Source organism: Azospirillum sp., assembly GCF_050789165.1.
Genome location: NZ_JBOZRT010000093.1, coordinates 1 through 19,690, shown reverse-complemented (window position 1 = coordinate 19,690; position 19,690 = coordinate 1). Strand labels below are relative to the sequence as shown.

Genomic DNA, 19,690 nt, shown 5'->3' with positions numbered 1-19,690 from the left:
GCCGCCGCTACCGCTCGGCCGGGAACTCGTCGTCGCCGATGAGGATGCGGTAGACCCGCTCGGCCCGGCCGCTCAGCGTGTGGCGGGCCTCCGCCACGGCGTCGTCGCTCAGGCTGTACCACGCGAAGGCCTCGGCCAGGTCTTCCGGACTGGCTCCCGTGTCCAGGATGGCGGCGACGCTGGCGGCGTCGATGCGGCCGACCGTCGCGACGACGTCGTCGTAGGTCAGCGGTCGGGAGGATGGAACGGACGTCGGCATGGCGGCCTCCACACGATGCTGGCCCCATTAGACATCGGTTCCGCGGAGGGCCGGTTAACCCAGGTTAAAGCGCCGCCGCCGGTCGGACCGAGAATCGTGAACGGAACCGTCTCGGCACGGGGATGGCCCGACCGCCCCGCCGCCGCAATCCGAGGGCAATGGCCATGACGAGCAAGGACGTGAGGTTTTCGGCGGACGCGCGAGCGCGGATGCTGAAAGGGGTCGATATCCTCGCCAACGCGGTCAAGGCGACGCTCGGCCCGAAGGGCCGCAACGTGCTGATCGAGCGGCCGTACGGGCCGCCGCGGATCTCCAAGGACGGCGTGACCGTCGCCAGGGAGATCGAACTGCCCGACCACTTCGAGAACATGGGCGCGCAGATGGTGCGCGAGGTCGCGGCCCGCACCAGCACCGAGGCGGGCGACGGCACCACCACCGCGACCATCCTCGCCCAGGCCATCGTGCACGAGGGGGCCAAGGCGGAGGCCGCCGGCATGAACCCCATGGACCTCAAGCGCGGCATCGACATGGCCGTGGAGGCGGTGGTCGGCGACCTCAAGACCCGCTCCAAGAAGGTCTCCACCTCCGAGGAGATCGCGCAGGTCGGCACCATTTCCGCCAACGGCGAGCGCGCCATCGGCGACATGCTGGCGCAGGCCATGGAGAAGGTCGGCCACGAGGGCGTCATCACGGTCGAGGAGGCCAAGGGAACGGCGACGGAGCTGGACGTCGTCGAGGGCATGCAGTTCGACCGCGGCTACGTCAGCCCCTACTTCGTCACCAACGCCGAGCGGATGATCGTGGAGCTGGAGGACCCGTACGTCCTGCTCCATGAAAAGAGGCTGTCCGGTCTGCAGGTGCTGCTGCCAGTGCTGGAAAGCGTGGTGCAGGCCGGCCGGCCGCTGCTGATCGTCGCCGAGGAGGTCGAGGGCGAGGCGCTCGCGGCCCTGGTGGTGAACAAGCTGCGCGGGGGGCTCAAGGTCTGCGCCGTCAAGGCGCCGGGCTTCGGCGACCGGCGCCGGGCGATGCTCGAGGACATGGTGGCTCTGACCGGCGGCGTGCTGATCTCCGAGGAACTCGGCGTCAAGCTCGACGCGGTCACCATCGACATGCTGGGCCAGGCCCGGCGCGTGCGGGTCGATAAGGAGACGACGACCATCATCGACGGTGCCGGGGCGCGGGCGGACATCGAGGCCCGTTGCGCGCAGATCCGGCGGCAGATCGAGGACGCGACGTCGGATTACGACCGCGAGACGCTGCAGGCGCGGCTGGCCAAGCTGGTTGGCGGCGTCGCGGTGATCCGGGTCGGCGGGGCGACCGAAACCGAGGTCAAGGAGCGCAAGGACCGGGTGGACGACGCCATGCACGCCACCCGCGCCGCGGTGGAGGAGGGCATCCTGCCCGGCGGCGGCGTTGCCCTGCTCTATGCCCTGCGGGCGCTCAAGGGGATGGCGCCGGCCAACGACGACCAGCGCGTCGGCATCGACATCGTCCGCCGCGCGCTGGAAATGCCGGCCCGCCACATCGCCGCCAACGCCGGGTTGGACAGCTCCGTCATCATCGGCCGCCTGCTGGCGCAGGACGATCCGAACTTCGGCTACGACGCCCAGACGGGCACGTTCGGCGACCTCGTCAAAGCGGGCATCATCGATCCCACGAAGGTGGTCCGCATCGCGCTCCAGGACGCCGCGTCGGTGGCCGGGCTGCTGATCACCACAGAGGTGATGATCGCGGAGAGGCCGGAGGTCAAAGCCACGGCTCCTACCGCCGAGATGGAATACTGAGCGCCGGTCCCGCCGCGTCACGACATGGTCAGCACCGCCGCTCCGGCCAGCTGGCCGCGGCGCAGCCGCTCCACCGCCTCGTTGGCCTGGGCGAGCGGGAACGCCGTGGTGGTCGTGCGCACCGGGATCCGCGGAGCGAGCGCCAAGAACTCCTCGCCGTCGCGGCGCGTCAGGTTGGCGACCGAGCGCACCACCCGCTCGCCCCACAGCAGCTCGTAGGGGAAGGTGGGAATGTCGCTCATGTGGATGCCGGCGCACACCACGGTGCCACCCTTGGCCGTCGCCTTCAGCGCGGTCGGCACCAGCGCGCCCACGGGAGCGAACAGCAGCGCGGCGTCCAGCAGCTCGGGCGGCGCTTCGTCGGAGCCGCCCGCCCAGGCGGCCCCCAGGGAGCGGGCGAGCGCTTGCGCCTCGGCATCGCCCGGACGTGTGAAGGCGTAGACGGTGCGGCCTTGGTGGCGCGCCACCTGCGCCACGATGTGCGCCGCCGCACCGAAGCCGTACAGCCCCAGCCGCTCCGCTTGCCCGGCCATGCGCAACGCGCGGTAGCCGATCAGCCCGGCGCACATCAGCGGCGCCGCTTCCTCGTCCGAATAGGACGGATCGATGGGGAAGACGTAGCGCGCGTCCGCGACCGTCAGCTCCGCGTACCCGCCGTTGACCTGATAGCCGGTGTAGCGCGCCCGGTCGCACAGGTTCTCGCGGCCGGATCGGCAGTAGGCGCATTCCCCGCAGCTCCAGGCCAGCCAGGGCACGCCGACCCGGTCGCCGGCGCGCAGGTGTTCCACGCCCGGTCCGGCGGCGAGCACGGTGCCGATGATCTCGTGCCCGGGGACCAGCGGCAGGGCAGGGTGGGGCAGTTCGCCGTCGATGACGTGCAGGTCGGTCCGGCAGACCGCGCAGGCGTGCACCTTGATGAGCACCTGATGCGGCCCCGGTTCCGGGTCGGGCAGGGTGCACGCCACGAGGAGGGTGTTCGGTCGGGTGAGCACCATGGCTTTCATCGCGGAACCTCCTTGTGAACGTCCCCATCACACCCTGCGGGGCGTCTCCCGGGAAGGCGCAACCGGTGCCGGCACGGCATGCCGGCGGCGCGCCAGCCACTTGCGCACCTCGTCCGCCGCCGTCATCGCCGCCACCACGGGCAGCGGCGCCAGCCACGCCCAGCCCGGCAACGGTGCGGTGGCGAACAGCAGATTGCCGGGCGGCGTGTAGACGACGCCGAGGATCAGCGCCGCCTCGACGGCTACGGCCAGCGGGATGAGCCGGTTGCGCGGCGCCGCCGGATCGAACGCGGACTCGTGGTCGCTGCGGCACAGGAAGACGTTGGCGGCCTGCGCCACCACGATGGCGGCGAGGCAGGCCGCGGTCGCCGTGCGGTACAGCGGATCGTGCGCCGCCAGTTCCTCGCCCCAGGTCCAGCCGCCGGCGTGCAGTATGGCGAAGTAGGCGGTCATGGCCGCTCCCGCCTCGAACAGGCCGAGGAAGAGATAGGCGCGCGCCAGCAGCCCCCAGGTCAGCAGCCTCTCGCTGCGTGGTCGTGGCGGCCGGTCCATCACGTCGCGGTGCGGCGGCTCCGCACCCAGCGCCAGCGCCGGCAGCATGTCGGTGCCGAGATCCACCGCCAGGATCTGCACCACCGTCAGCGGCAGCGGGATGCCGAACAGCACGAAGGCGAGGTACGGCACGATCTCCGGAATGTTGGAGGTGAGGATGTAGGTCATGAAGCGGCGGATGTTGGCGAACACCGCCCGCCCCTCCTCGACCGCGTGCACGATGCTGGCGAAGTTGTCGTCGAGCAGCACCATGTCCGCCGCCTCGCGCGCCACGTCGGTGCCGCCGCGGCCCATCGCCACGCCGATGTCGCCCTGCTTGAGCGCCGGGGCGTCGTTCACCCCGTCGCCGGTGACCGCCACCACCTCGCCACGCCGCTGCAACGCCTGGACGACGCGCAGCTTCTGGTCGGCGCCGATGCGGGCGAAGACGATCTCCTCGGCGTCCAGCGCCAGCAGCAGGTGGCTGTCGGACAGGACGCGCAGCCGGTCGCCGGTGATCACCTCCGGCTCGGGGCCGCGTACCAGCCCGACCTCGCGGGCGATGGCGAGGGCGGTGTGCGGATGGTCGCCGGTGATCATGATGACGCGGATGCCTGCGGCGTGCGCCCGCGCGATGGCTGCCGGCACCTCGGGCCGGGGCGGATCCTCCAGCCCGACCACACCGGCCAGCACCAGCGCGCGCTCCGGATCGGCGTCGTCGGGATCCTCGCGCCACGCCAGCGCCAGCACGCGCAACCCCCGGTCGGCCATCGCCTCCTGCACCTTCAGCAGCTCGGCGCGGCCGGCATCGTCCAGCGGCGCACTGCCGTCGGCTGTGGCGCGCGCGACGCACAGCGGCAGCACAGTCTCCACCGCGCCCTTGGTGTAGACGACGCGTCCGGCCGGGGTGTCGTGCAGGGTGGACAGGCGCTTGCGCTCGGTGTCGAACGGCACCTCGCCGGCCAGCGGGTGGACGGTGCCCGGCCCGGCGTGCTCGACCAGCGCCACCTCCATGGGATCGCCGAGCCAGCCGGTATCGGACCGCTTCAGCGTGTGGCAGTGCCGTTCCACCACGGCGATGGCTTCGGCGACCCCATGCGCGGCCCGCACGCTCATGCGGTTGAGCGTCAGCGTGCCGGTCTTGTCGGTGCAGATCACGGTGGCCGAGCCCAGGGTCTCGACCGCCGGAAGATGGCGGATCAGCACGTTGCGCCGGGCCATGCGGCGCGCCCCCATGGCCAGCGCCAGCGTCACGGTCGGCAGCAGGCCCTCCGGCACGTTGGCGACAATGATGCCGATGCCGAAGACGATGGCCGACAGCAACGGCAGGCCGGCCTGCACCCCCACCACGAAGAACGCCGTGCCCAGCGCGATCGCCAGCACGGCGATGATGCGGCTGACCAATGCGATCTCGTGCAGCAGGGGCGAGCGCTCGCGCTCCTCCCCCTGGGTCAGGCTGGCGATGCGGCCGAATTCGGTGTGGGCGCCGGTGCCGTAGACCACGGCGCGCCCCTCGCCGGTGGTGATGGCGGTGCCGGCCAGCACGAGGTTGCGCGCCTGGAGCGGGTCGTGCTCGTCCGTCGGAGCGGCGTCGCGGAACACCGGCAGGGATTCGCCCGTCAGCGTCGAGGCGTCGAGGCGCAGCCCCTGCGCCTCGATCAGCCGGGCATCGGCCGGCACGCGGTCGCCCTCCGCCAGCAGCATCACGTCGCCTGGCACGAGGTCGGCGGCGTCGACCAGGGAGATCGCGCCGCCGCGCAACGTCTTCACCCGCTGCGGCAGCAGTCTGGCCAGCGCCGCCAGTTCGCGCTCCGCCTTGTAGTCCTGCCAGAAGCTGAACAGGCCATTGACCAGGATGACGCCGACGACGGCGCCGGCCAGCACGCCCATGCCCTCGCCGGGCTGGCGCAACTCGGCCACCAGGGCCAACGCCGCGGCCAACCACAGCAGCAGCGCGAAGAAATGCGTGAAGGAGCGCAGGAACCGTACGGTCAGGGACTGGCGCTCTGCCGGTTCGAGCGCGTTCGGACCGAACTTGCCCAGCCTCCGGGCCGCCTCCCGCGGCGTCAGGCCGCCCGGCCCGCTGCGCAGGCCCGACAACGCCGCCTCGGCGGACAGGTTCTGGATGCGCATGGCTGACCTCGCGGTCCGAGTGCGTGTTCGCGCCGAGGCCGGCTACGGCGCGTCCGTGCCACCGCCCAGCACCGAGCGTACCTGCGCCAGGATGCGGTCGCGGGTGGCGTCGTCCGGCGCGGTGTCGAGGGTGTGCGCGAGCGACAGCACCGTTTCGGCATAGCGGTTGTGCCAATCGCTGGTTGCCGCGACGGCCGACGCGGGCAGGCGGGCCGGGGCCTCGGTGATCGCGTGGGGACGGCGGGCGGTGAGGTCGACCGTCTCGTCGAGGTCCGGGATGGCAATGCCGTCCGCATCCCAACCCTGCGCGATCAAGGCGTCGCGGATGGCGGCGCGCGCCGGCCCCTCGCCATGCACCAGGAAAGTGCCTTGCCCCACGCCGCCCCGCGCCGCCGCCCAGGCCAGCAGGCCGGAGCGGTCGGCGTGACCGGAATAGACGTCGAGCGAACGGATCCGGGCACGGACCTCCACTTCCTCGCCGTGAATGCGCACGCGCTTCACTCCGTTCAGGAGCATGCGGCCGAGCGTCCCCGGCGCCTGGTAGCCGACCAGCAGCACCGTGCACCGGGAATGCCAGAGCTGGTTCTTCAGGTGGTGGCGGATGCGCCCGGCGTCGCACATGCCGCTGGCGGCCATGATGATGGCGCCGCCGGCCAGGGCATTGAGGCGCTTGCTCTGCTCCACGCTTTCCACGATGTGCAGGTTGGGGCGGGCGAACGGGTCGGCGCCGCCGTTCAGACCGCGCAGGTGCCGGCTGAAAACGCCGGTCACCGCGCTCGCCAGCGGCGAGTCGAGGAACACGTCGGCCGGCGGAAGCCGCCCCTGGTCGAACAGGCTGTTCAGGTCGTACAGCAGCTCCTGCGTACGCTCCACGGCAAACACCGGGATCAGCAGGTTGCCGCCGGCGTCGAGCGCCGCGCGCACTTCGTTGCGCAGAAGTGTCTGCCGCGCCTCCTCGTCCACATCGGCCCGCTCGCGGTCGCCGTAGGTGGTCTCCAGCACCAGCCAGTCCGGCCGGGTCGGTCCCTCGGCGTCGGCATGGAAGCGCTTGCCGCCCGGCCCGACGTCACCGGAGAACAGCACGCGCACAGCGCCCTTCCCCTCTCTGATCTCGACCTCCACCGACGCCGAGCCGAGGAGATGGCCGGCCTGCCAGAAGCGGGCCCGGACGCCCGGGATCACGTCGATCCAGTCGTCGTAGTCGGCCGGCTTCAGGCGGGCCAGGGTGCGCGCGGCGTCCTCGCGGGTGTAGATCGGCTGCACCGTCGGGCGGCCCCGCTGCCGGTTGCGGCGGTTCAGGTGATCGACCTCGACCTCCTGGATGTAGGCGCTGTCCGGCAGCATGAATTCCAGCAGGTCCACCGTCGCGGGCGTGGCGTGGATGCGGCCGCGGAAGCCGAGCTTCACCAGCTTCGGCAGCAGCCCCGAGTGGTCGATGTGGGCGTGGGTGAGGAGCACCGCGCGGATGCGCGCCGGGTCGAACGGGAACGGCCGGTAGTTCAGCTCCCGCACGGTCTTGGTGCCCTGGAACAGGCCGCACTCCACCAGCACCTCGCCGTGTGGGGTGCGCAGGCGGAAGCAGGAGCCGGTGACCGTGCCGGCGGCGCCGTGGAACGTCAGTGAAAGCGCCATGGCGGTCCTCACTTTCTGCGGCGGCGGTTCAGGGATGACCGAGGCCGACGCCGCTGTTCTCCTCGGCGAACGCGCGGGCGAACGCGAGGTTGGCGTTGGTGTCGGCGTGGATGCGGTAGAGCGGTTCGCCACGGCGCACCCGGCCGCCGGTCTTGTGCAGCAGGTCGATCCCGGCGCCCTTGTCGTTTGGAGCGCCGGCCAGCCGCGCGATGCGGGCGATGCGATAGCAATCGATGGTGGTCACCGTCCCGTCGGCCGCGGCGGGCACCTCGTGCACCAGCGTGCCGAGTGCGCTGCGGGCCGGCGGCGGTCCCTGCATGGCCATGATGCGCTCCATGGTGGCCATCGCCATTCCCGATTCCAGCAGCTCGCGGGCGCGCCGGCCACCGGCGCCGCCGCGCACCGCCGGGTCGAACTCCAGGATGCGGCCGGCGAGGTGCAGCGCCCGCTCCCGCAGATCGGCCGGAGCGTCGGGAGCCCCGCGCAGCACGGCCATCACGTCGCGCGCTTCCAGGACCGGCCCGATGCCGCAGCCGACCGGCTGCGATCCCTCGGTCAGGGCGACCTCCATCACCAGGCCAAGCTGGTCGCCGACATGCTCGAACAGCTTGCGCAGGCGCACGGCCTCGCCGACCGAGCGCACCTTCGCGGTCGGGCCGACGGGAAGGTCGATCAGCAGGTGCGTGGACCCGGCCGCCAGCTTCTTCGACAGGATGGACGCGACGAGCTGCTCGCGCGTGTCGATGGACAGCGGCCGTTCGACGGAGATCAGCACGTCGTCGGCCGGGGACAGGTTGACGTGCCCGCCCCAGACGAGGCACCCCTTGACCTCGCGCACCATCTCCTGCATGCGCTCCATGGGGACGTCGACGTTGGCCAGGACCTCCATGGTATCGGCCGTGCCGGCCGGCGAGGTGATGGCGCGCGACGATGTCTTGGGGATGGCCAGCCCGTGCGCGGCGACGATGGGCACCACGATCATCGAGGTGCGGTTGCCCGGAATGCCGCCGATGCAATGCTTGTCCACGACGGGGCATTGGTCGCTCCACACCAGGCGGGTGCCGGCGGCGACCATCGCGCGGGTCATGCCTAGCACCTCCTCCGTGGTCATGAAGCTCGCGCAGGCGATCAGGAAGGCGGCGATTTCGATCTTGGAGTAACGGTTCTCCGCCACGTCCCGGATGATGGCCGCCAGTTGGCTGTCCGACAACGCCGCGCCATCGATTTTCGCCCGGACAAGGTCGAAGCTGCGGGGAGGCTTCGGTGGCACGAGCCGCACCTGCGCTCCCTCGGCCACGCCCAACTGGCGGAAGGCGGACGTCGACAAGCCGATCTCGTCCGGCTTGAGGATCCCCACGTCGTCAACGACGTTCAGTGTCGCCAACAGGGAGCGGCCATTGCTGCGTACCTCCACACGGGCCAAGCCGAGGAAGTCGTCCACCCGATACTTGGTGCAGTGGCGATGAAGAAAGGCCACGTTCTCACGGAGCGTATCGATCGCCAGAAAACGCAGGGTAAGCATAGCGTTACTCTACGCCCGATTGTCAGGAGGAGTGATGCTCAGGCGATGCTCCAGCCCCCACGAATCAGCATGCAGGCGCGCAGCGCCCGCCGCCGGACGCACGCTGCGCGCTTTGGCATGCTTCGCTATCGGTCGGTGCTGCCCGTGGGGCAGGGGGAGCGTGATCGGGCAGCAGCCTTCAGGCTGGCCGCCGGGGGCCGGTGTCGTCGGTGCGCATGTGGAGCAGGGTATAGGCCGGGCACCAGCCGACCGCCGCGGTGATGAGCGGGACCAGCCCGACGAGGCCAAGCCACCGCCACGCGCCATCAACGGTGACCAGGACGCCGAGCAGCGCCAAGCCGATCGTGGCGCGTGCGATACGATCGGTCGAACTCATGTTGCGTGTCATGGGAGCCTCCGTGCCGGGTCGCCCGCCTATCCTGAAGGCCAGTACGGTGGCCGCCTTAACCTGGATAAAGGCGCCTTCCGGGCCGGTGGCGATGATCGCCGCCATGGACACAGCAGGCGGGAGGGCTCGGGAGGCCGGCATGAAGCACGGCACCGTCCGCACGCTCCCGCAGCGCATCGCCATCGATGCGCCGGCCTGGGCCGCAACGGGCCTGTAAGGAGGATCGGACGATGACGGATATGGAAGGCGAGCTGCAGCGGGAGCGGATCGAGCACCAGATCGTGGCCGACGCTTTGGCTTCGGTCCGGCTGTTCCACACCCTCTACGGCCACGGCGAGCAGGCGAGGGAGTGGATCGCCGAGCTGTCCCGGAGGCTCTTGAGGATGGGGTGCGAGAAGCCGGCGGCGGACGGAGCATCGATTCTCGCCACGACCGCCGATGCGATCGCAAAGGCCTATCTCGGTCGATCGGCTCAGGAACTCGAGTGGCCCGAGGCCGGACGGTAGTCCCGGCACCAAGAAGGAGCGCCGGTCCACGCCGGCGCTCCTTCTTGGCCCGATCGGGGCGACGATCTTGCGACGAAGCCCTGCTCGACCTCACGCCGCCCGATGGATCTGCTGGAGCCGCTGCGGATCGATCTGGAGCCGCGAGGCGAGGTACTGGAGATACGAGCGCTCCGTCGCGGAATCCTGGTCGATCGCCATCTGCGAGGCCATGTACACCTGCTCGGCGGTCTGTGGATCACGGACCGACTGGAGCAGGGTGTCGAGCGACTGCGGGTGATTGAGTTCGTTCTCGACGACACGCCTCTCGTCGGGACCGGCCCCCGCCTCATCCAGCGCCGAGAGGATGCGCTGACGCTCGTCCTGGCTGATCTGGCCATCGGCGTTGGCGGCCGCGATCATGGCGCGGATGAGCAGGAGCGCACGCTGGTCTTCCATGGCGAGGGAGGGGTAAGCGCCCTCGGTGTCGCTGCTTGCCTGTGGCGCACTGCGGTTCTGGAACACCTGCGACAGCCGGTCCCCCAGCGAGCCGCCTGCGTTTCCACCCCCGCCGAAGATGCTGCCCAGGATCCCGCCGCTTTGCTGGCTGCCCCAAGGGCTGCCGCTCGGCGGGGATGATTGCGGCGCGTCCTGACCGGAGGACTGCATGTTCTTCTGGCGCTCCTGGAACGCCTTATAGGCCAGATAGGCCAGCGCACCCAATCCGGCGACGGGGCCGACGCCGAGTCCAGGGCTGCTCCCGCCGCTGTAGGCGTCGTCGCCTGCCGATCCCCCGAAGGCGCCCATGTTGCTGGCCACCGATCCGATGTCGTTCATGCCCAGGCTGCTGCGCCCACCCATCCCAGTGGCGAGCATGGTGCCCAAAACACTCTGAAGGTCCGCCATCGCCGAACTCCTTGCTGTGCGTTGTGCCTCGATGTTGCCAACAGTGGCGGCGACGGATAGGCACCCAAGCGGCGCTTGCTGCGACCGAACACCGCACCACCGCTCCCCGCCATCGGCAAGGACACGCTGAACCCGCATCAGGTCCCTGGATCCGCGTCCGGCGGCTCGATGACCAGAAGGTCGGTCTCGACCCGCAGAAACGAGCCGACTTCCACCCGGCCGTCCGCAATGGCGTCGTTGAGCATGACCTGTGCGTCAGCCAGCGTCACCGGCTCGCCCTCGTGGAAGGTCTGCCCATCGGCGTGGCAGATCAGAGGATAGGTCGCCGTGTTCATGAGGAGCCGCCCGCTCTCCGCCGCTCAGGCACGGCGGAGAGCCCGGATGCTGCCGCCGTCATGCCACCGTCCGGCGGCCAGCGACCGCGTGGTAGATCCACAGCACGACGACCGCGCCGATGACGGCGACGAGCAGGCTCCAGATGTTGAACCCGGTCACCCCGGCTCCGCCCAGCGCGTTCATGATGAAGCCACCGACCACCGCGCCCACGATGCCGAGCACGATGTCCAGGACCACCCCTTCACCGGTTCCGCTCACCATCTTCGAGGCGATGAACCCGGCGATCAGGCCCAACACGATCCATGCGATGATACCCATGACCACACCTCTTGTTCCTGTTGGAAGGCGGGGCGGTGGAACGACGTGGGTCCAGAGCCGCTCCATCAGCCCCTTCGTTCGCTCGCATCACATCAGTGAGGTCGCCGACGGGGATTCTTGTCGCCGCCGCCGCCGCCGTCGGCCGCACTCCTTTGCCCAGGCGTCGCGCTGCCTCGCGCTCCCGTGCGCGCGGCCGACATTTCGATCATGAGGCGGTGCAGTACGGCGCGGTGCTCACCCGACCACCAGCGCCCGTCCGAGTTCCAATCGTCTTGTTTCATGTCAGTCCTCGTTGTCGAGGCCGACCGCTTGGGCTCTCCCCGCCCCAGGCTCAGCAGCCGCAGCCACGTGGTTCAACGTGTGGTGCGGGACGGGCGATGAAGCAGGCATCCCGTCCCGTCGGTGTATATCGGCGCGTTCGTACGTCAGCGCGCCTTCATGTGGAGCGTGTTCATCGGTGGCACGACGTCCTTCGCGCTCACATCGACGACTTCGCCGACGTCGAACTCCGCAAATGAGTCGCTGCCCGCAGCCATCAGGGTCTTCATCCTGGAACCTCCCTGCTGGGTCCACTCCAGGGAGGTAAACGGCACGCGGGGCAAAGCCTTCCCCCGCTACCCCCTATGCGCAAGGCCAGGCGGTGACAGCCTCTCAGTCCGGTTCCTTCCGGCCCTCGCGCTCCACGTCCCCGCGGCGCTGGAGCCACAGCGCCACCAGCCACCACAGCGTCGCCCACGTCGCCCCGACGCACCATCCGGCGAGCACGTCGGTCGGCCAATGGACGCCGAGATAGACCCGACTGCCGCCAACGAGGAAGGTCACGATGATAGCAACGGCGATCAGGTATGCCTTCACCCGGCGGCTCGATTCGACGCGGATCAGCAGGGCGCCGAGCGTCAGGTAGGTAAGCGCCGACAGCATGGCGTGGCCGCTCGGGAAGGAAGCCGTGTAGACGGGGACGGCGTGCGGGACGAGTTCGGGCCGGGCACGCTCGAAGACATGCTTCAGGACTGCGCTCAGGAGCATCCCGCCGCCGATCGAGGCGAAAACCAGGAGAGCCGCCGCGCGCTTGCGGACCATCATCAGGTAACCGATAACCGCCAGCGTGATCAGCGTGAGGATCGCGTGGCTGCCCAGGCTGGTGACGTCGCGGGCCATTTCCTCGACCCAGCCGGGTCCGATCGGGTCGGAGAGGTCGGCGGGATTGCGCAGGGCAAGCAGCACGGCGCGGTCGAAGGCCCCCGTGTCGCCTTCGAGAACCTCCTCGGCCAGTTTGCCGAAGGCCAGCAGGCCACCGGCGACGAGGAGAACGGCGAGGAGGGGCCAGATCTCCCGCCGCGCCAACCCGAGCCAACGCTCCCAGCGCATGTGCGGTTTCAGGCGGTCCGGAACCATGGTCAGGGCCTCGCCCCGGTTCGAACGTTGGGGGAAGAATGACCCGCCGCTGGTCCGAGTGACCGGGTTCGCCAAGCAGGCCAAGCGCAACGATCGGCCGCGGCGTTGGTTGAACCCGGAACCACAGCTGAGGAGGGCACGATGGACAAGGACCGCATGGAAGGCTCGGGCAAGAAGCTCAAGGGCGACCTCAAGCAGACCGCCGGGGACGTTACCGGCGACCAGAAGATGAAGTCCGAGGGTGCCATGGACAAGGCCAAGGGCAAGGTCCAGAACGCCGTTGGCGGCATCAAGGATGCGCTGAAGGGCGACAAGTAGCCCGACCACGATGAGGGCGGCCCATCGGCCGCCCTCAGTGCGCCGGATGGAAGGGTTCTGAAAAACACCGACCGAGTTGGACGAAACGACCGCCATCTTCGCCAAATCGAAAGGCAGGCAGGGGGGTATGCTGGGCTTCTACCACTACGACCTGACCAGCCTGCTGGAAAGTTACGGTTACTGGGCGGTCACCCTCCTGATCGGCGTTGAGAGTACGGGCATTCCGGTTCCCGGCGAGACGATGCTGCTCACCGCGGCCATCTTCGCGGGTACCACACACCGGCTCGACATCGGCCTCGTCATTGCCGCGGCGTCGGTTGGAGCGGTTGCCGGGGACAACATCGGCTACTGGGCCGGACGGGAGTTCGGATACCGGCTGTTGCTCCGGCACGGGAAACGCGTGGGCCTCAACCAATCCCGCATCAGGCTCGGGCGCTATCTGTTCCTCCGCCACGGCGGCAAAGTCGTTTTCTGGGGCCGGTTCGTCGCTGTGTTGCGGACCTGGGCCGCCTTTCTGGCAGGCGCCAACGGCATGCCCTGGTCCAGCTTCCTGCTGTTCAACTGTGCCGGAGGCGTCATCTGGGCCACCGTGTTCGGGTTGGGCGGCTACCTGCTGGGCGATGCCTTCCATCGGTTCGTCGGACCGGCGAGTACGCTCGTCATGGTGATCGCCGGTATCGCCATCGCCGCCGCCGTCCTGTTCCTGAAGCACCGCGAGAAGCAGTGGCTCGCCAAGGCTGAGGCGGCGTTGCCGGGACCACTCGATACAGCGGAATGATGGCGGCGTTACCCGCGGCCCTCCGATCTCTGCCCAGCCGGTGTGGACCTTAGCATGGTCCCGGCTGTTTAAGAGCGGGGAACCATTCCGGAGGGAACCATCATGGCCGTTCTCGCCCGTATCACAGCCGCCCTCATCCTTGGCCTCGCCCTGGCAAGCCCGTCGTGGGCGCAACCGGCGCAATCCGGCAAGCCGCCGGCCGCGGCACCAGCGGCGAACCAGAACGCCAAGCCTGCCGCCCCAACGGCGTCCAACCAGAATACCAAGGCGGCCGCCGCTCCCTTGGTTGACGTCAACTCCGCGTCGGCCAAGGACCTGATCGCCGCGCTGCCCGGTATCGGTGACGCGCGCGCCGAAGCCATCGTGAAGAACCGGCCGTACATCGAGAAGCAGGATCTCGTCAAAAAAGCCAGCATCCCGCAATCGGTGTTCGACGACATCAAGGACAAGGTGGCATTGGTCGACATCAACAAGGCGACGCCGGACCAGATGAAGGCCATCCTCACCGGGATCGGCGACGTGCGCTCGCAGGATATCGCCAAGCACCGCCCGTACAAGACCCGGGATGATCTGGTCAAGAAGGGCGTCCTGACGCAAGGTGTCTACGACGGTCTCAAGGACCAGATCGTCGCGGGTAAGTAGGCGCCCCGGGCGCCTTGTTGGCGAGAGGGGCCACGCCGAGAAGTGGCCGGGAGGAGGTTGGCCTGACGTTGCCCCGGCTCAGAGGCGGGGTTGGGTTTCGAGCGCCATTAATTTCCATAATGAATGTTATGCGACCTTTGGGGTGCGCTTCTCTTTTCATAGCAATGCGTTCTGCTGAAGTCCCGCGCCGAGCTGCCGAAGATCCGCAGCTTCCAGAACTGGCTGTTCTCGGAGCTGGAGCGCAACGCGCACGCCTGAAGCGGGCGGGTCAGAAGCGGGCGCCGGCCAGATGGGCCAGCTGCGCGCCGGCCTCGTAATAGAGTTCCTTCGCGGCGCGGTGGCGCGCGGGCATCGGATCGCTCACGGGCAGCGGGAGCCCGCTTTCCGGCAGGGAGCCGAGCAGCAGCTGGGCCAGACACCGCCCGAACACCGTCCCCGGAGCGATACCGCGCCCGTTGTAGCCGCTGAACGAGACGACCTGCCGGCCGAGGCGGTGGAAGCGCGGCGCATGGTCCGCGGTCATCCCGATCTGGCCGTACCACTCCGTCTCGAACGCGACGCCGCGGAGCTGCGGGAACAGCTTCGCCAGGGCGCGGCGGCCCCAGTCGCGGTGAATCGCGCGGCCCGACCCGCGCAACGCGCCGACGCTGCCGAACACGAGGCGGCCCTGCCGGTCGAGGCGGAAGGAGCTCAGGACCTCGCGGGTGTCCCAGGCCCCCTGCCGTTCCGGAAGGATGGAGCGCGCGAGATCCTCCCCGAGCGGTTGGGTTGCGAGGTTGAAGTACGGCAGGTGGACCAGTTCGCTCCGCACCTCCGGCCAGACCGCGCTGGTGTAGGCGTTGGTCGCCACGATCACCCACGCGGCGCGCACCGTGCCCCCCGGCGTCCGCAGCCGCCACGCCGCCCCTTCGTCGCTGACCGCCACCACCGGGCTGGCCGTGTGGATCGCCGCCCCGGCGGCGATGGCCGCAGCCGCCAGCCCGCGGGCATAGGCCAGCGGCTGGATGGTGCCGGCGCGCTCGTCGAGGAGGGAGCCCGCGTACCCGGTCGTTCCGGTCCGGCGGGCCGTTTCCTCCGCGCCGAGCAGGTGGACCGGCGCCCCCCTCGCCCGCCATTGGCGCACGCGTTCCCGGAGTTCATCGAGCCCGCCGCGCCCGACCGCGCAGTGCAGCGTGCCGCGCCGCACCGCCTCGCAGGCGATCCCGTGCCGCTCGACGAGGTCGAAGACGGCGCTTGGCGCGTCGCCCAGCAGGTCGAGGAGCCGCTGTCCGTGGGTGGCGCCGAGCAGCCGGGGAAGTTCGTCCGGCATGATCCACAGGCCGGCGTTGACGAGACCGACGTTGCGGCCGGAGCCGCCGTAGCCGATCTCGACGCCCTCCAGCACCGCGACCTTGGCGCCGGCCTCCGCCAGATGGAGCGCCGCCGACAGCCCGGTGAAACCGGCGCCGACGACCGCGACGTCCACGGCCACCTCGCCGGCGAGCGGCGCCGTGACCGGAGCGGGCGGAGCGGAACGCTCCCACAATCCGTGCGTCCGTGGATCGTTCTGCATGCGGCGGCACTCCGGTTCCAGCGCGCTCATGTCATGAGCAGGCGGCATCATGTTCGCCGGTCGCTATCGTTGATTCAAACGACATTGGGTTGTAACGTCATGATCGTTTGGAATGATGTATGGGACGCGGAGGAGCCGTGCCATGGCGATCGTGCGCCGGTTCCTGCCCTCGATGTCGCTGCTGGCCGCGTTCGAGGCGGCGGCGCGTCACCAGAGCTTCACCGCGGCGGCGGCCGAGCTGAACCTGACGCAGAGCGCCGTCAGCCGCCAGATCCGGGCGCTTGAGGATGTCCTCGGGGCCGAGCTGTTCCTGCGCGAACGGCAGACCGTACGCCTGACCTTTGCGGGCGAAACCTACGCCCGGCAGGTGCGCGAGGCCTTGCAGCACATCGCGGCGGCGACCCTGAACTTCCGCGCCAACCCCCGCGGCGGCACCCTCAACCTCGCGATCCTGCCGACGTTCGGCACGCGCTGGCTGGCGCCCAGACTGCCCGGCTTCCTGGCCGAACATCCGGGAATCACGGTCAACCTGACCACCCGGCTGGCCCCCTTCGACTTCCAGCTGGATCAGCTGGACGCCGCCATCCATTTCGGTGCGCCGGACTGGCCCGGTGCGGAGCTCGACCGGCTCATGGGCGAGATGGTGGTCCCGGCGTGCAGCCCGGGGCTGTTGACCAGCCGCCGGTTCGCGACCCCCGCGGATCTGCTCGACGCACCCCTCCTGCACTTGGTGTCCCGGCCCGACGCCTGGGAGCGCTGGTTCGAGGTCATGGGCGTGCCGGCGCACGGCGTGCGCGGCATGCTGATCGACCAGTTCGCCACCGCCGCGCAGGCGGCGGCGGCCGGACTGGGGGTGGCGCTCCTGCCGAAGTTCCTGATCGGGGCCGAACTGGCGCGCGGCGATCTGGTGGAGGTCTTCGACCATCCGGTGGAAAGCCCGGGCCACTATTATCTGGCATGGCCGGGCAAGCGCGAGTCCTACCCTCCCCTGCAGGCGTTCCGCGGCTGGCTGCGCAGCGTCATCAACCCATAGCGTCCACCCCCCTCAGAGGAACCCGTCGCTGCCCCCTGCCCCGCCGGGCGGCCGACCGGCACCGGGATCCTCCGGCGGCGGCGGATCCTTCGGCGCGAACGGATCCTCGCCCCTCGGTTTCGGAAGGGACGTGACGGGCCGGCGGTTGGGGGCGTTGGGGCAGGCCACGTAGTCGTTCTGTTCGGCGTTGGTCAGCCCGGCGCCGCGGCCCACCTTCTTCCTCAGCTCGTCGCAGCGGTCGGCGTCCACCGACGCGACCGGCAACAGAAGAGCCGCGGTGAGGACGCCCATCGCAAGGCACGTACCGGCATGCCGCACACCCGCTGAAGCCATATCGATCACCCTGCCGCCGCTACAGGGAGGATGGTTCGCGCCGCCCGTGCGGCAACGCGCCGGGTGCGGAATGAAAACCGGAGGGCGCACGTTCGTCTCGGCATGAGGGCATGCCGCCCTCGCTTCAGAAGGAACGTCGGCGATGTCTGGCCGTGGTGGTGTTGCGCTTGGTGCTCTGAAAGCGGTTGTCCTGGGCGCGCTGGTTTCCGGAGCGTTGCTGGCCGGGACCGTCGGGCCGGCCGCGGCGCATGACGAAGACGGTCCCTCGTGGCGCCATGAGCACGGCGAGCGCGGCGGTTGGCGCGACGAGGCGCGCCGGCAGGAGGAATGGCGCGAGCGTCAGATCCGCGAAGAGCGCGAGGCCCGCCGCGAGGACCGGGAGCGCGCCCGCGAAGCCTGGCGCCGGGAACGGTGGCGGGAGCGCCATGAATGGGCCACGGGCGCCGCGTACGGCGAACCGCCGGCGGTCGTGTATGCGCCGTCGCCGGGGGTGGTCTACTCCCCTCCCCCGCGCAGCGGCTTCGAGTTCTCGGTGAACATCCCGATCCGCTGAGTAGGAGGGCCAGGGGGCGGCCGGCCGGGCTAGTCGGACGCGAGGTCGAGCCGCCCCCCTGCCCCGTCGTACACCTCGACGCGGTCGCGGCCCTTCGCCTTGGCGCGGTAGAGCGCGGCGTCGGCCTCGGCGACCATGGCGTCGAAACTCTCCGTCGCGGGGGAACTTTCCGTCACCCCGATGCTCACGGTGGTGGCGATCCGATGGCCGCCGTGCTCCACCGTCAGGTCGCGCAAGCCGCTGCGCAGCCGCTCGGCAACCGCGCGCGCATCGTCGCGGCCGGTGTCCGGCAGCAGGACGCAGAACTCCTCTCCTCCGTAGCGGGCGAACAGGTCGCCCTGGCGCAGCGCGTCCCGGGCGAAGGCCGCGAAGGCGCGCAGCATCTGGTCGCCGGCTTGGTGGCCGAAGCTGTCGTTGATGTGCTTGAAGTGATCGATGTCGAGCAGAAGCAGCGAGAACCGCGGGCCGCCGCGCCGCAGCCGGGCGAAGATGCCGTCCGCCATGTCGAGAAAGGCCCGGCGGCCGAGCGTGCCGGTCAGCGTGTCATAGGTCGCGAGATGACGCAGGTCGGCCTGCAGCCGCTCCGTCGTCATGATGAGAAAGCCGATGCCGACGGCCAGGGCGACCATGGGCGCCTCCAGGAACGTCCAGGTCTGGATGGCGGTCGGCTCCAGCAGCGGCGGCTGCGCCCCAGTCTGCAGCGTGAGCGCCGCGCGGACCATGTAGAACGCCGCATGGGCCGCGAAAACGCCGCCCGTCACGCCGGTGATCGTGCGCGGCGCCCCACGGGCGGCCCGCAGCAGGTCGAGCGCGCTGACCACGGCGAGACCGACGCTGTAGAGCGAACCGACGACGACCCGCGCCGCCATGTCCGGATGCAGGGTGCTGAAGGCGAGGATGCCCAGCAGCATCGCGCCGTACGCCGCCGCCAGCGCGCGCCGGGGGGCCGGCAGGCCGAGGAAGGAGCGGATGCCCAGCCAGATCACCGCCGGCGTGGCGCCGACCAGCGCGTTGCTGGCAACCAGTTCGAGGGTGGAGGGCGCCGGACCACGCAGGGCGGTCATCACCAGGCCCGCCGCCAGCAGCAGGTAGGCGAACGCCCACTGGCGCAGGGCCGTGATTCCGCGGTTGACCCGCCACGTCAGGAACAGCGCCATTCCCATCATCGCCGAGAGCAGCAGCGAGACGACGAGCAGCGTTCGGATGTCGAGAATCATGGGGACGCGGAGCGGATCGGCGGAGGGGGGCCGCTGGCATACCACGGTGCTCCCTGCGGGTGCGAGCGATCACACGGTGACAATGCGTCGATTCCGGGGGACTCCGGCGGGGTGGCCCGTGCCGGCGCCGTGGCTGTTTGCTGCTCACAATGCTGAATGTTTCGGCGTCGTCAGGCGGATAAGCCTGTAATTTTATTATGGTTATCTGCGCGTGCGGCGTCCGTGAGCCCGGCCTTTTGGGGAATGCCGTGCCGACGCCTGTGCCGCGCCCGCATGGCACGGTTCTTGATCTTCCGGATGCGTGCCGTGCCTGGAACGGCGTCAAGCGTGGAGCGTGTCTTCCGTGAGATCAGCATGCTGATTGCAAAGGGATTGCCTGTGACGGCAAGTGGGGACGGCTCCATGAGTGCAGACACCGAGGCCCAGTACCGCAGCATCTTCGAGAACGCCGTCGAGGGGATCTACCAGACCACCATCGATGGCCGCTACCTGCGGGTGAACCCGTCGCTGGCGCGGATCTACGGCTACGACTCGGTGGACGCGCTGATCGGGAACCTGACCGACATCGCCGGGC

At 69.9% G+C, this 19,690-nt stretch carries 22 protein-coding genes; 8 read left to right on the top strand and 14 right to left on the bottom strand.

Features of this window, described 5'->3' with window-relative positions:
• Positions 1–7: 7 nt before the first annotated feature.
• Complete coding sequence (locus ACRWK7_RS20140) at positions 8–259, bottom strand: hypothetical protein (RefSeq protein WP_431858058.1); 252 nt, start codon at positions 257–259, stop codon at positions 8–10.
• A gap of 164 nt (positions 260–423) precedes the next feature.
• Here ACRWK7_RS20140 and groL point away from each other — a divergent pair, with 164 nt between their 5' ends.
• On the top strand, positions 424–2,043 hold the full coding sequence (gene groL / locus ACRWK7_RS20135) for a chaperonin GroEL (protein ID WP_431858057.1): 1,620 nt from the start codon (positions 424–426) through the stop codon (positions 2,041–2,043).
• Between the two features lie 17 nt (positions 2,044–2,060).
• On the opposite strand, the gene ACRWK7_RS20130 is transcribed toward groL, so the two are convergent.
• From ACRWK7_RS20130 to ACRWK7_RS20110, 5 genes are all read right to left on the bottom strand, one after another.
• On the bottom strand, positions 2,061–3,047 hold the full coding sequence (locus ACRWK7_RS20130) for a zinc-dependent alcohol dehydrogenase family protein (protein WP_431858056.1): 987 nt from the start codon (positions 3,045–3,047) through the stop codon (positions 2,061–2,063).
• 27 nt (positions 3,048–3,074) lie between these two features.
• Entirely contained in the window at positions 3,075–5,711 is a 2,637-nt protein-coding gene (locus ACRWK7_RS20125; protein WP_431858055.1) for a cation-translocating P-type ATPase, read from the bottom strand.
• A gap of 42 nt (positions 5,712–5,753) precedes the next feature.
• On the bottom strand, positions 5,754–7,343 hold the full coding sequence (locus tag ACRWK7_RS20120; RefSeq protein WP_431858054.1) for an MBL fold metallo-hydrolase: 1,590 nt from the start codon (positions 7,341–7,343) through the stop codon (positions 5,754–5,756).
• Positions 7,344–7,371: 28 nt separating this feature from the next.
• The gene (locus tag ACRWK7_RS20115; protein ID WP_431858053.1) at positions 7,372–8,865 is read right to left on the bottom strand and encodes a thymidine phosphorylase family protein; all 1,494 of its coding nucleotides are present in this window, start codon (positions 8,863–8,865) and stop codon (positions 7,372–7,374) included.
• Positions 8,866–9,043: 178 nt separating this feature from the next.
• Positions 9,044–9,358, bottom strand: a complete 315-nt coding sequence (locus tag ACRWK7_RS20110) for a YgaP family membrane protein (protein ID WP_431858052.1) — start codon at positions 9,356–9,358, stop codon at positions 9,044–9,046.
• 125 nt (positions 9,359–9,483) lie between these two features.
• Here ACRWK7_RS20110 and ACRWK7_RS20105 point away from each other — a divergent pair, with 125 nt between their 5' ends.
• Positions 9,484–9,759, top strand: a complete 276-nt coding sequence (locus ACRWK7_RS20105; RefSeq protein ID WP_431858051.1) for a hypothetical protein — start codon at positions 9,484–9,486, stop codon at positions 9,757–9,759.
• 90 nt (positions 9,760–9,849) lie between these two features.
• Here ACRWK7_RS20105 and ACRWK7_RS20100 read toward each other — a convergent pair whose 3' ends face one another.
• The 5 genes from ACRWK7_RS20100 to ACRWK7_RS20080 form a co-directional block, all read right to left on the bottom strand.
• Positions 9,850–10,641 carry a tellurite resistance TerB family protein gene (locus ACRWK7_RS20100; RefSeq protein WP_431858050.1) on the bottom strand — a complete coding sequence of 264 codons (792 nt, stop codon included), beginning with the start codon at positions 10,639–10,641 and terminating at the stop codon, positions 9,850–9,852.
• A gap of 137 nt (positions 10,642–10,778) precedes the next feature.
• The gene (locus ACRWK7_RS20095) at positions 10,779–10,976 is read right to left on the bottom strand and encodes a hypothetical protein (protein ID WP_431858049.1); all 198 of its coding nucleotides are present in this window, start codon (positions 10,974–10,976) and stop codon (positions 10,779–10,781) included.
• 58 nt (positions 10,977–11,034) lie between these two features.
• On the bottom strand, positions 11,035–11,295 hold the full coding sequence (locus tag ACRWK7_RS20090; RefSeq protein WP_431858048.1) for a GlsB/YeaQ/YmgE family stress response membrane protein: 261 nt from the start codon (positions 11,293–11,295) through the stop codon (positions 11,035–11,037).
• Between the two features lie 425 nt (positions 11,296–11,720).
• Entirely contained in the window at positions 11,721–11,843 is a 123-nt protein-coding gene (locus ACRWK7_RS20085; protein WP_431858047.1) for a hypothetical protein, read from the bottom strand.
• 103 nt (positions 11,844–11,946) lie between these two features.
• Entirely contained in the window at positions 11,947–12,690 is a 744-nt protein-coding gene (locus tag ACRWK7_RS20080; RefSeq protein WP_431858046.1) for a phosphatase PAP2 family protein, read from the bottom strand.
• A gap of 141 nt (positions 12,691–12,831) precedes the next feature.
• Here ACRWK7_RS20080 and ACRWK7_RS20075 point away from each other — a divergent pair, with 141 nt between their 5' ends.
• The 3 genes from ACRWK7_RS20075 to ACRWK7_RS20065 all read left to right on the top strand — a co-directional run bounded on the left by ACRWK7_RS20075 (position 12,832) and on the right by ACRWK7_RS20065 (position 14,428).
• Positions 12,832–13,008 carry a CsbD family protein gene (locus ACRWK7_RS20075; protein ID WP_431858044.1) on the top strand — a complete coding sequence of 59 codons (177 nt, stop codon included), beginning with the start codon at positions 12,832–12,834 and terminating at the stop codon, positions 13,006–13,008.
• 127 nt (positions 13,009–13,135) lie between these two features.
• Complete coding sequence (locus tag ACRWK7_RS20070; protein ID WP_431858042.1) at positions 13,136–13,786, top strand: DedA family protein; 651 nt, start codon at positions 13,136–13,138, stop codon at positions 13,784–13,786.
• Between the two features lie 102 nt (positions 13,787–13,888).
• Positions 13,889–14,428 carry a ComEA family DNA-binding protein gene (locus tag ACRWK7_RS20065; RefSeq protein WP_431858041.1) on the top strand — a complete coding sequence of 180 codons (540 nt, stop codon included), beginning with the start codon at positions 13,889–13,891 and terminating at the stop codon, positions 14,426–14,428.
• Between the two features lie 268 nt (positions 14,429–14,696).
• Here ACRWK7_RS20065 and ACRWK7_RS20060 read toward each other — a convergent pair whose 3' ends face one another.
• Positions 14,697–15,980, bottom strand: a complete 1,284-nt coding sequence (locus ACRWK7_RS20060) for an NAD(P)/FAD-dependent oxidoreductase (protein ID WP_431858040.1) — start codon at positions 15,978–15,980, stop codon at positions 14,697–14,699.
• Between the two features lie 142 nt (positions 15,981–16,122).
• Between ACRWK7_RS20060 and gcvA the strand changes: the two genes are divergently transcribed.
• Positions 16,123–17,013, top strand: coding sequence for a transcriptional regulator GcvA (gcvA, locus tag ACRWK7_RS20055; protein ID WP_431858039.1), 891 nt, complete (start codon positions 16,123–16,125; stop codon positions 17,011–17,013).
• A gap of 12 nt (positions 17,014–17,025) precedes the next feature.
• Here gcvA and ACRWK7_RS20050 read toward each other — a convergent pair whose 3' ends face one another.
• A complete protein-coding gene (locus ACRWK7_RS20050; protein ID WP_431858038.1) occupies positions 17,026–17,304 on the bottom strand; it encodes a hypothetical protein in 279 nt (92 codons plus the stop codon).
• 184 nt (positions 17,305–17,488) lie between these two features.
• On the opposite strand from ACRWK7_RS20050, the gene ACRWK7_RS20045 reads away from it, so the two are divergent.
• A complete protein-coding gene (locus ACRWK7_RS20045) occupies positions 17,489–17,899 on the top strand; it encodes a hypothetical protein (protein WP_431858037.1) in 411 nt (136 codons plus the stop codon).
• A gap of 29 nt (positions 17,900–17,928) precedes the next feature.
• On the opposite strand, the gene ACRWK7_RS20040 is transcribed toward ACRWK7_RS20045, so the two are convergent.
• Positions 17,929–19,116 carry a GGDEF domain-containing protein gene (locus ACRWK7_RS20040; RefSeq protein WP_431858036.1) on the bottom strand — a complete coding sequence of 396 codons (1,188 nt, stop codon included), beginning with the start codon at positions 19,114–19,116 and terminating at the stop codon, positions 17,929–17,931.
• A gap of 402 nt (positions 19,117–19,518) precedes the next feature.
• Between ACRWK7_RS20040 and ACRWK7_RS20035 the strand changes: the two genes are divergently transcribed.
• On the top strand, positions 19,519–19,690 hold a 172-nt coding region (locus ACRWK7_RS20035), incomplete at its 3' end, for a PAS domain S-box protein (RefSeq protein WP_431858275.1).

Excerpts from the sequence above, each read along its gene's own strand:
- ACRWK7_RS20140 (WP_431858058.1), bottom strand. The coding sequence starts at position 259 with ATGCCGACGTCCGTTCCATCCTCCCGACCGCTGACCTACGACGACGTC.
- groL (WP_431858057.1), top strand. The coding sequence starts at position 424 with ATGACGAGCAAGGACGTGAGGTTTTCGGCGGACGCGCGAGCGCGGATG.
- ACRWK7_RS20130 (WP_431858056.1), bottom strand. The coding sequence starts at position 3,047 with ATGAAAGCCATGGTGCTCACCCGACCGAACACCCTCCTCGTGGCGTGC.
- ACRWK7_RS20125 (WP_431858055.1), bottom strand. The coding sequence starts at position 5,711 with ATGCGCATCCAGAACCTGTCCGCCGAGGCGGCGTTGTCGGGCCTGCGC.
- ACRWK7_RS20120 (WP_431858054.1), bottom strand. The coding sequence starts at position 7,343 with ATGGCGCTTTCACTGACGTTCCACGGCGCCGCCGGCACGGTCACCGGC.
- ACRWK7_RS20115 (WP_431858053.1), bottom strand. The coding sequence starts at position 8,865 with ATGCTTACCCTGCGTTTTCTGGCGATCGATACGCTCCGTGAGAACGTG.
- ACRWK7_RS20110 (WP_431858052.1), bottom strand. The coding sequence starts at position 9,358 with ATGGCGGCGATCATCGCCACCGGCCCGGAAGGCGCCTTTATCCAGGTT.
- ACRWK7_RS20105 (WP_431858051.1), top strand. The coding sequence starts at position 9,484 with ATGACGGATATGGAAGGCGAGCTGCAGCGGGAGCGGATCGAGCACCAG.
- ACRWK7_RS20100 (WP_431858050.1), bottom strand. The coding sequence starts at position 10,641 with ATGGCGGACCTTCAGAGTGTTTTGGGCACCATGCTCGCCACTGGGATG.
- ACRWK7_RS20095 (WP_431858049.1), bottom strand. The coding sequence starts at position 10,976 with ATGAACACGGCGACCTATCCTCTGATCTGCCACGCCGATGGGCAGACC.
- ACRWK7_RS20090 (WP_431858048.1), bottom strand. The coding sequence starts at position 11,295 with ATGGGTATCATCGCATGGATCGTGTTGGGCCTGATCGCCGGGTTCATC.
- ACRWK7_RS20085 (WP_431858047.1), bottom strand. The coding sequence starts at position 11,843 with ATGAAGACCCTGATGGCTGCGGGCAGCGACTCATTTGCGGAGTTCGAC.
- ACRWK7_RS20080 (WP_431858046.1), bottom strand. The coding sequence starts at position 12,690 with ATGGTTCCGGACCGCCTGAAACCGCACATGCGCTGGGAGCGTTGGCTC.
- ACRWK7_RS20075 (WP_431858044.1), top strand. The coding sequence starts at position 12,832 with ATGGACAAGGACCGCATGGAAGGCTCGGGCAAGAAGCTCAAGGGCGAC.
- ACRWK7_RS20070 (WP_431858042.1), top strand. The coding sequence starts at position 13,136 with ATGCTGGGCTTCTACCACTACGACCTGACCAGCCTGCTGGAAAGTTAC.
- ACRWK7_RS20065 (WP_431858041.1), top strand. The coding sequence starts at position 13,889 with ATGGCCGTTCTCGCCCGTATCACAGCCGCCCTCATCCTTGGCCTCGCC.
- ACRWK7_RS20060 (WP_431858040.1), bottom strand. The coding sequence starts at position 15,980 with ATGCAGAACGATCCACGGACGCACGGATTGTGGGAGCGTTCCGCTCCG.
- gcvA (WP_431858039.1), top strand. The coding sequence starts at position 16,123 with ATGGCGATCGTGCGCCGGTTCCTGCCCTCGATGTCGCTGCTGGCCGCG.
- ACRWK7_RS20050 (WP_431858038.1), bottom strand. The coding sequence starts at position 17,304 with ATGGGCGTCCTCACCGCGGCTCTTCTGTTGCCGGTCGCGTCGGTGGAC.
- ACRWK7_RS20045 (WP_431858037.1), top strand. The coding sequence starts at position 17,489 with ATGTCTGGCCGTGGTGGTGTTGCGCTTGGTGCTCTGAAAGCGGTTGTC.
- ACRWK7_RS20040 (WP_431858036.1), bottom strand. The coding sequence starts at position 19,116 with ATGATTCTCGACATCCGAACGCTGCTCGTCGTCTCGCTGCTGCTCTCG.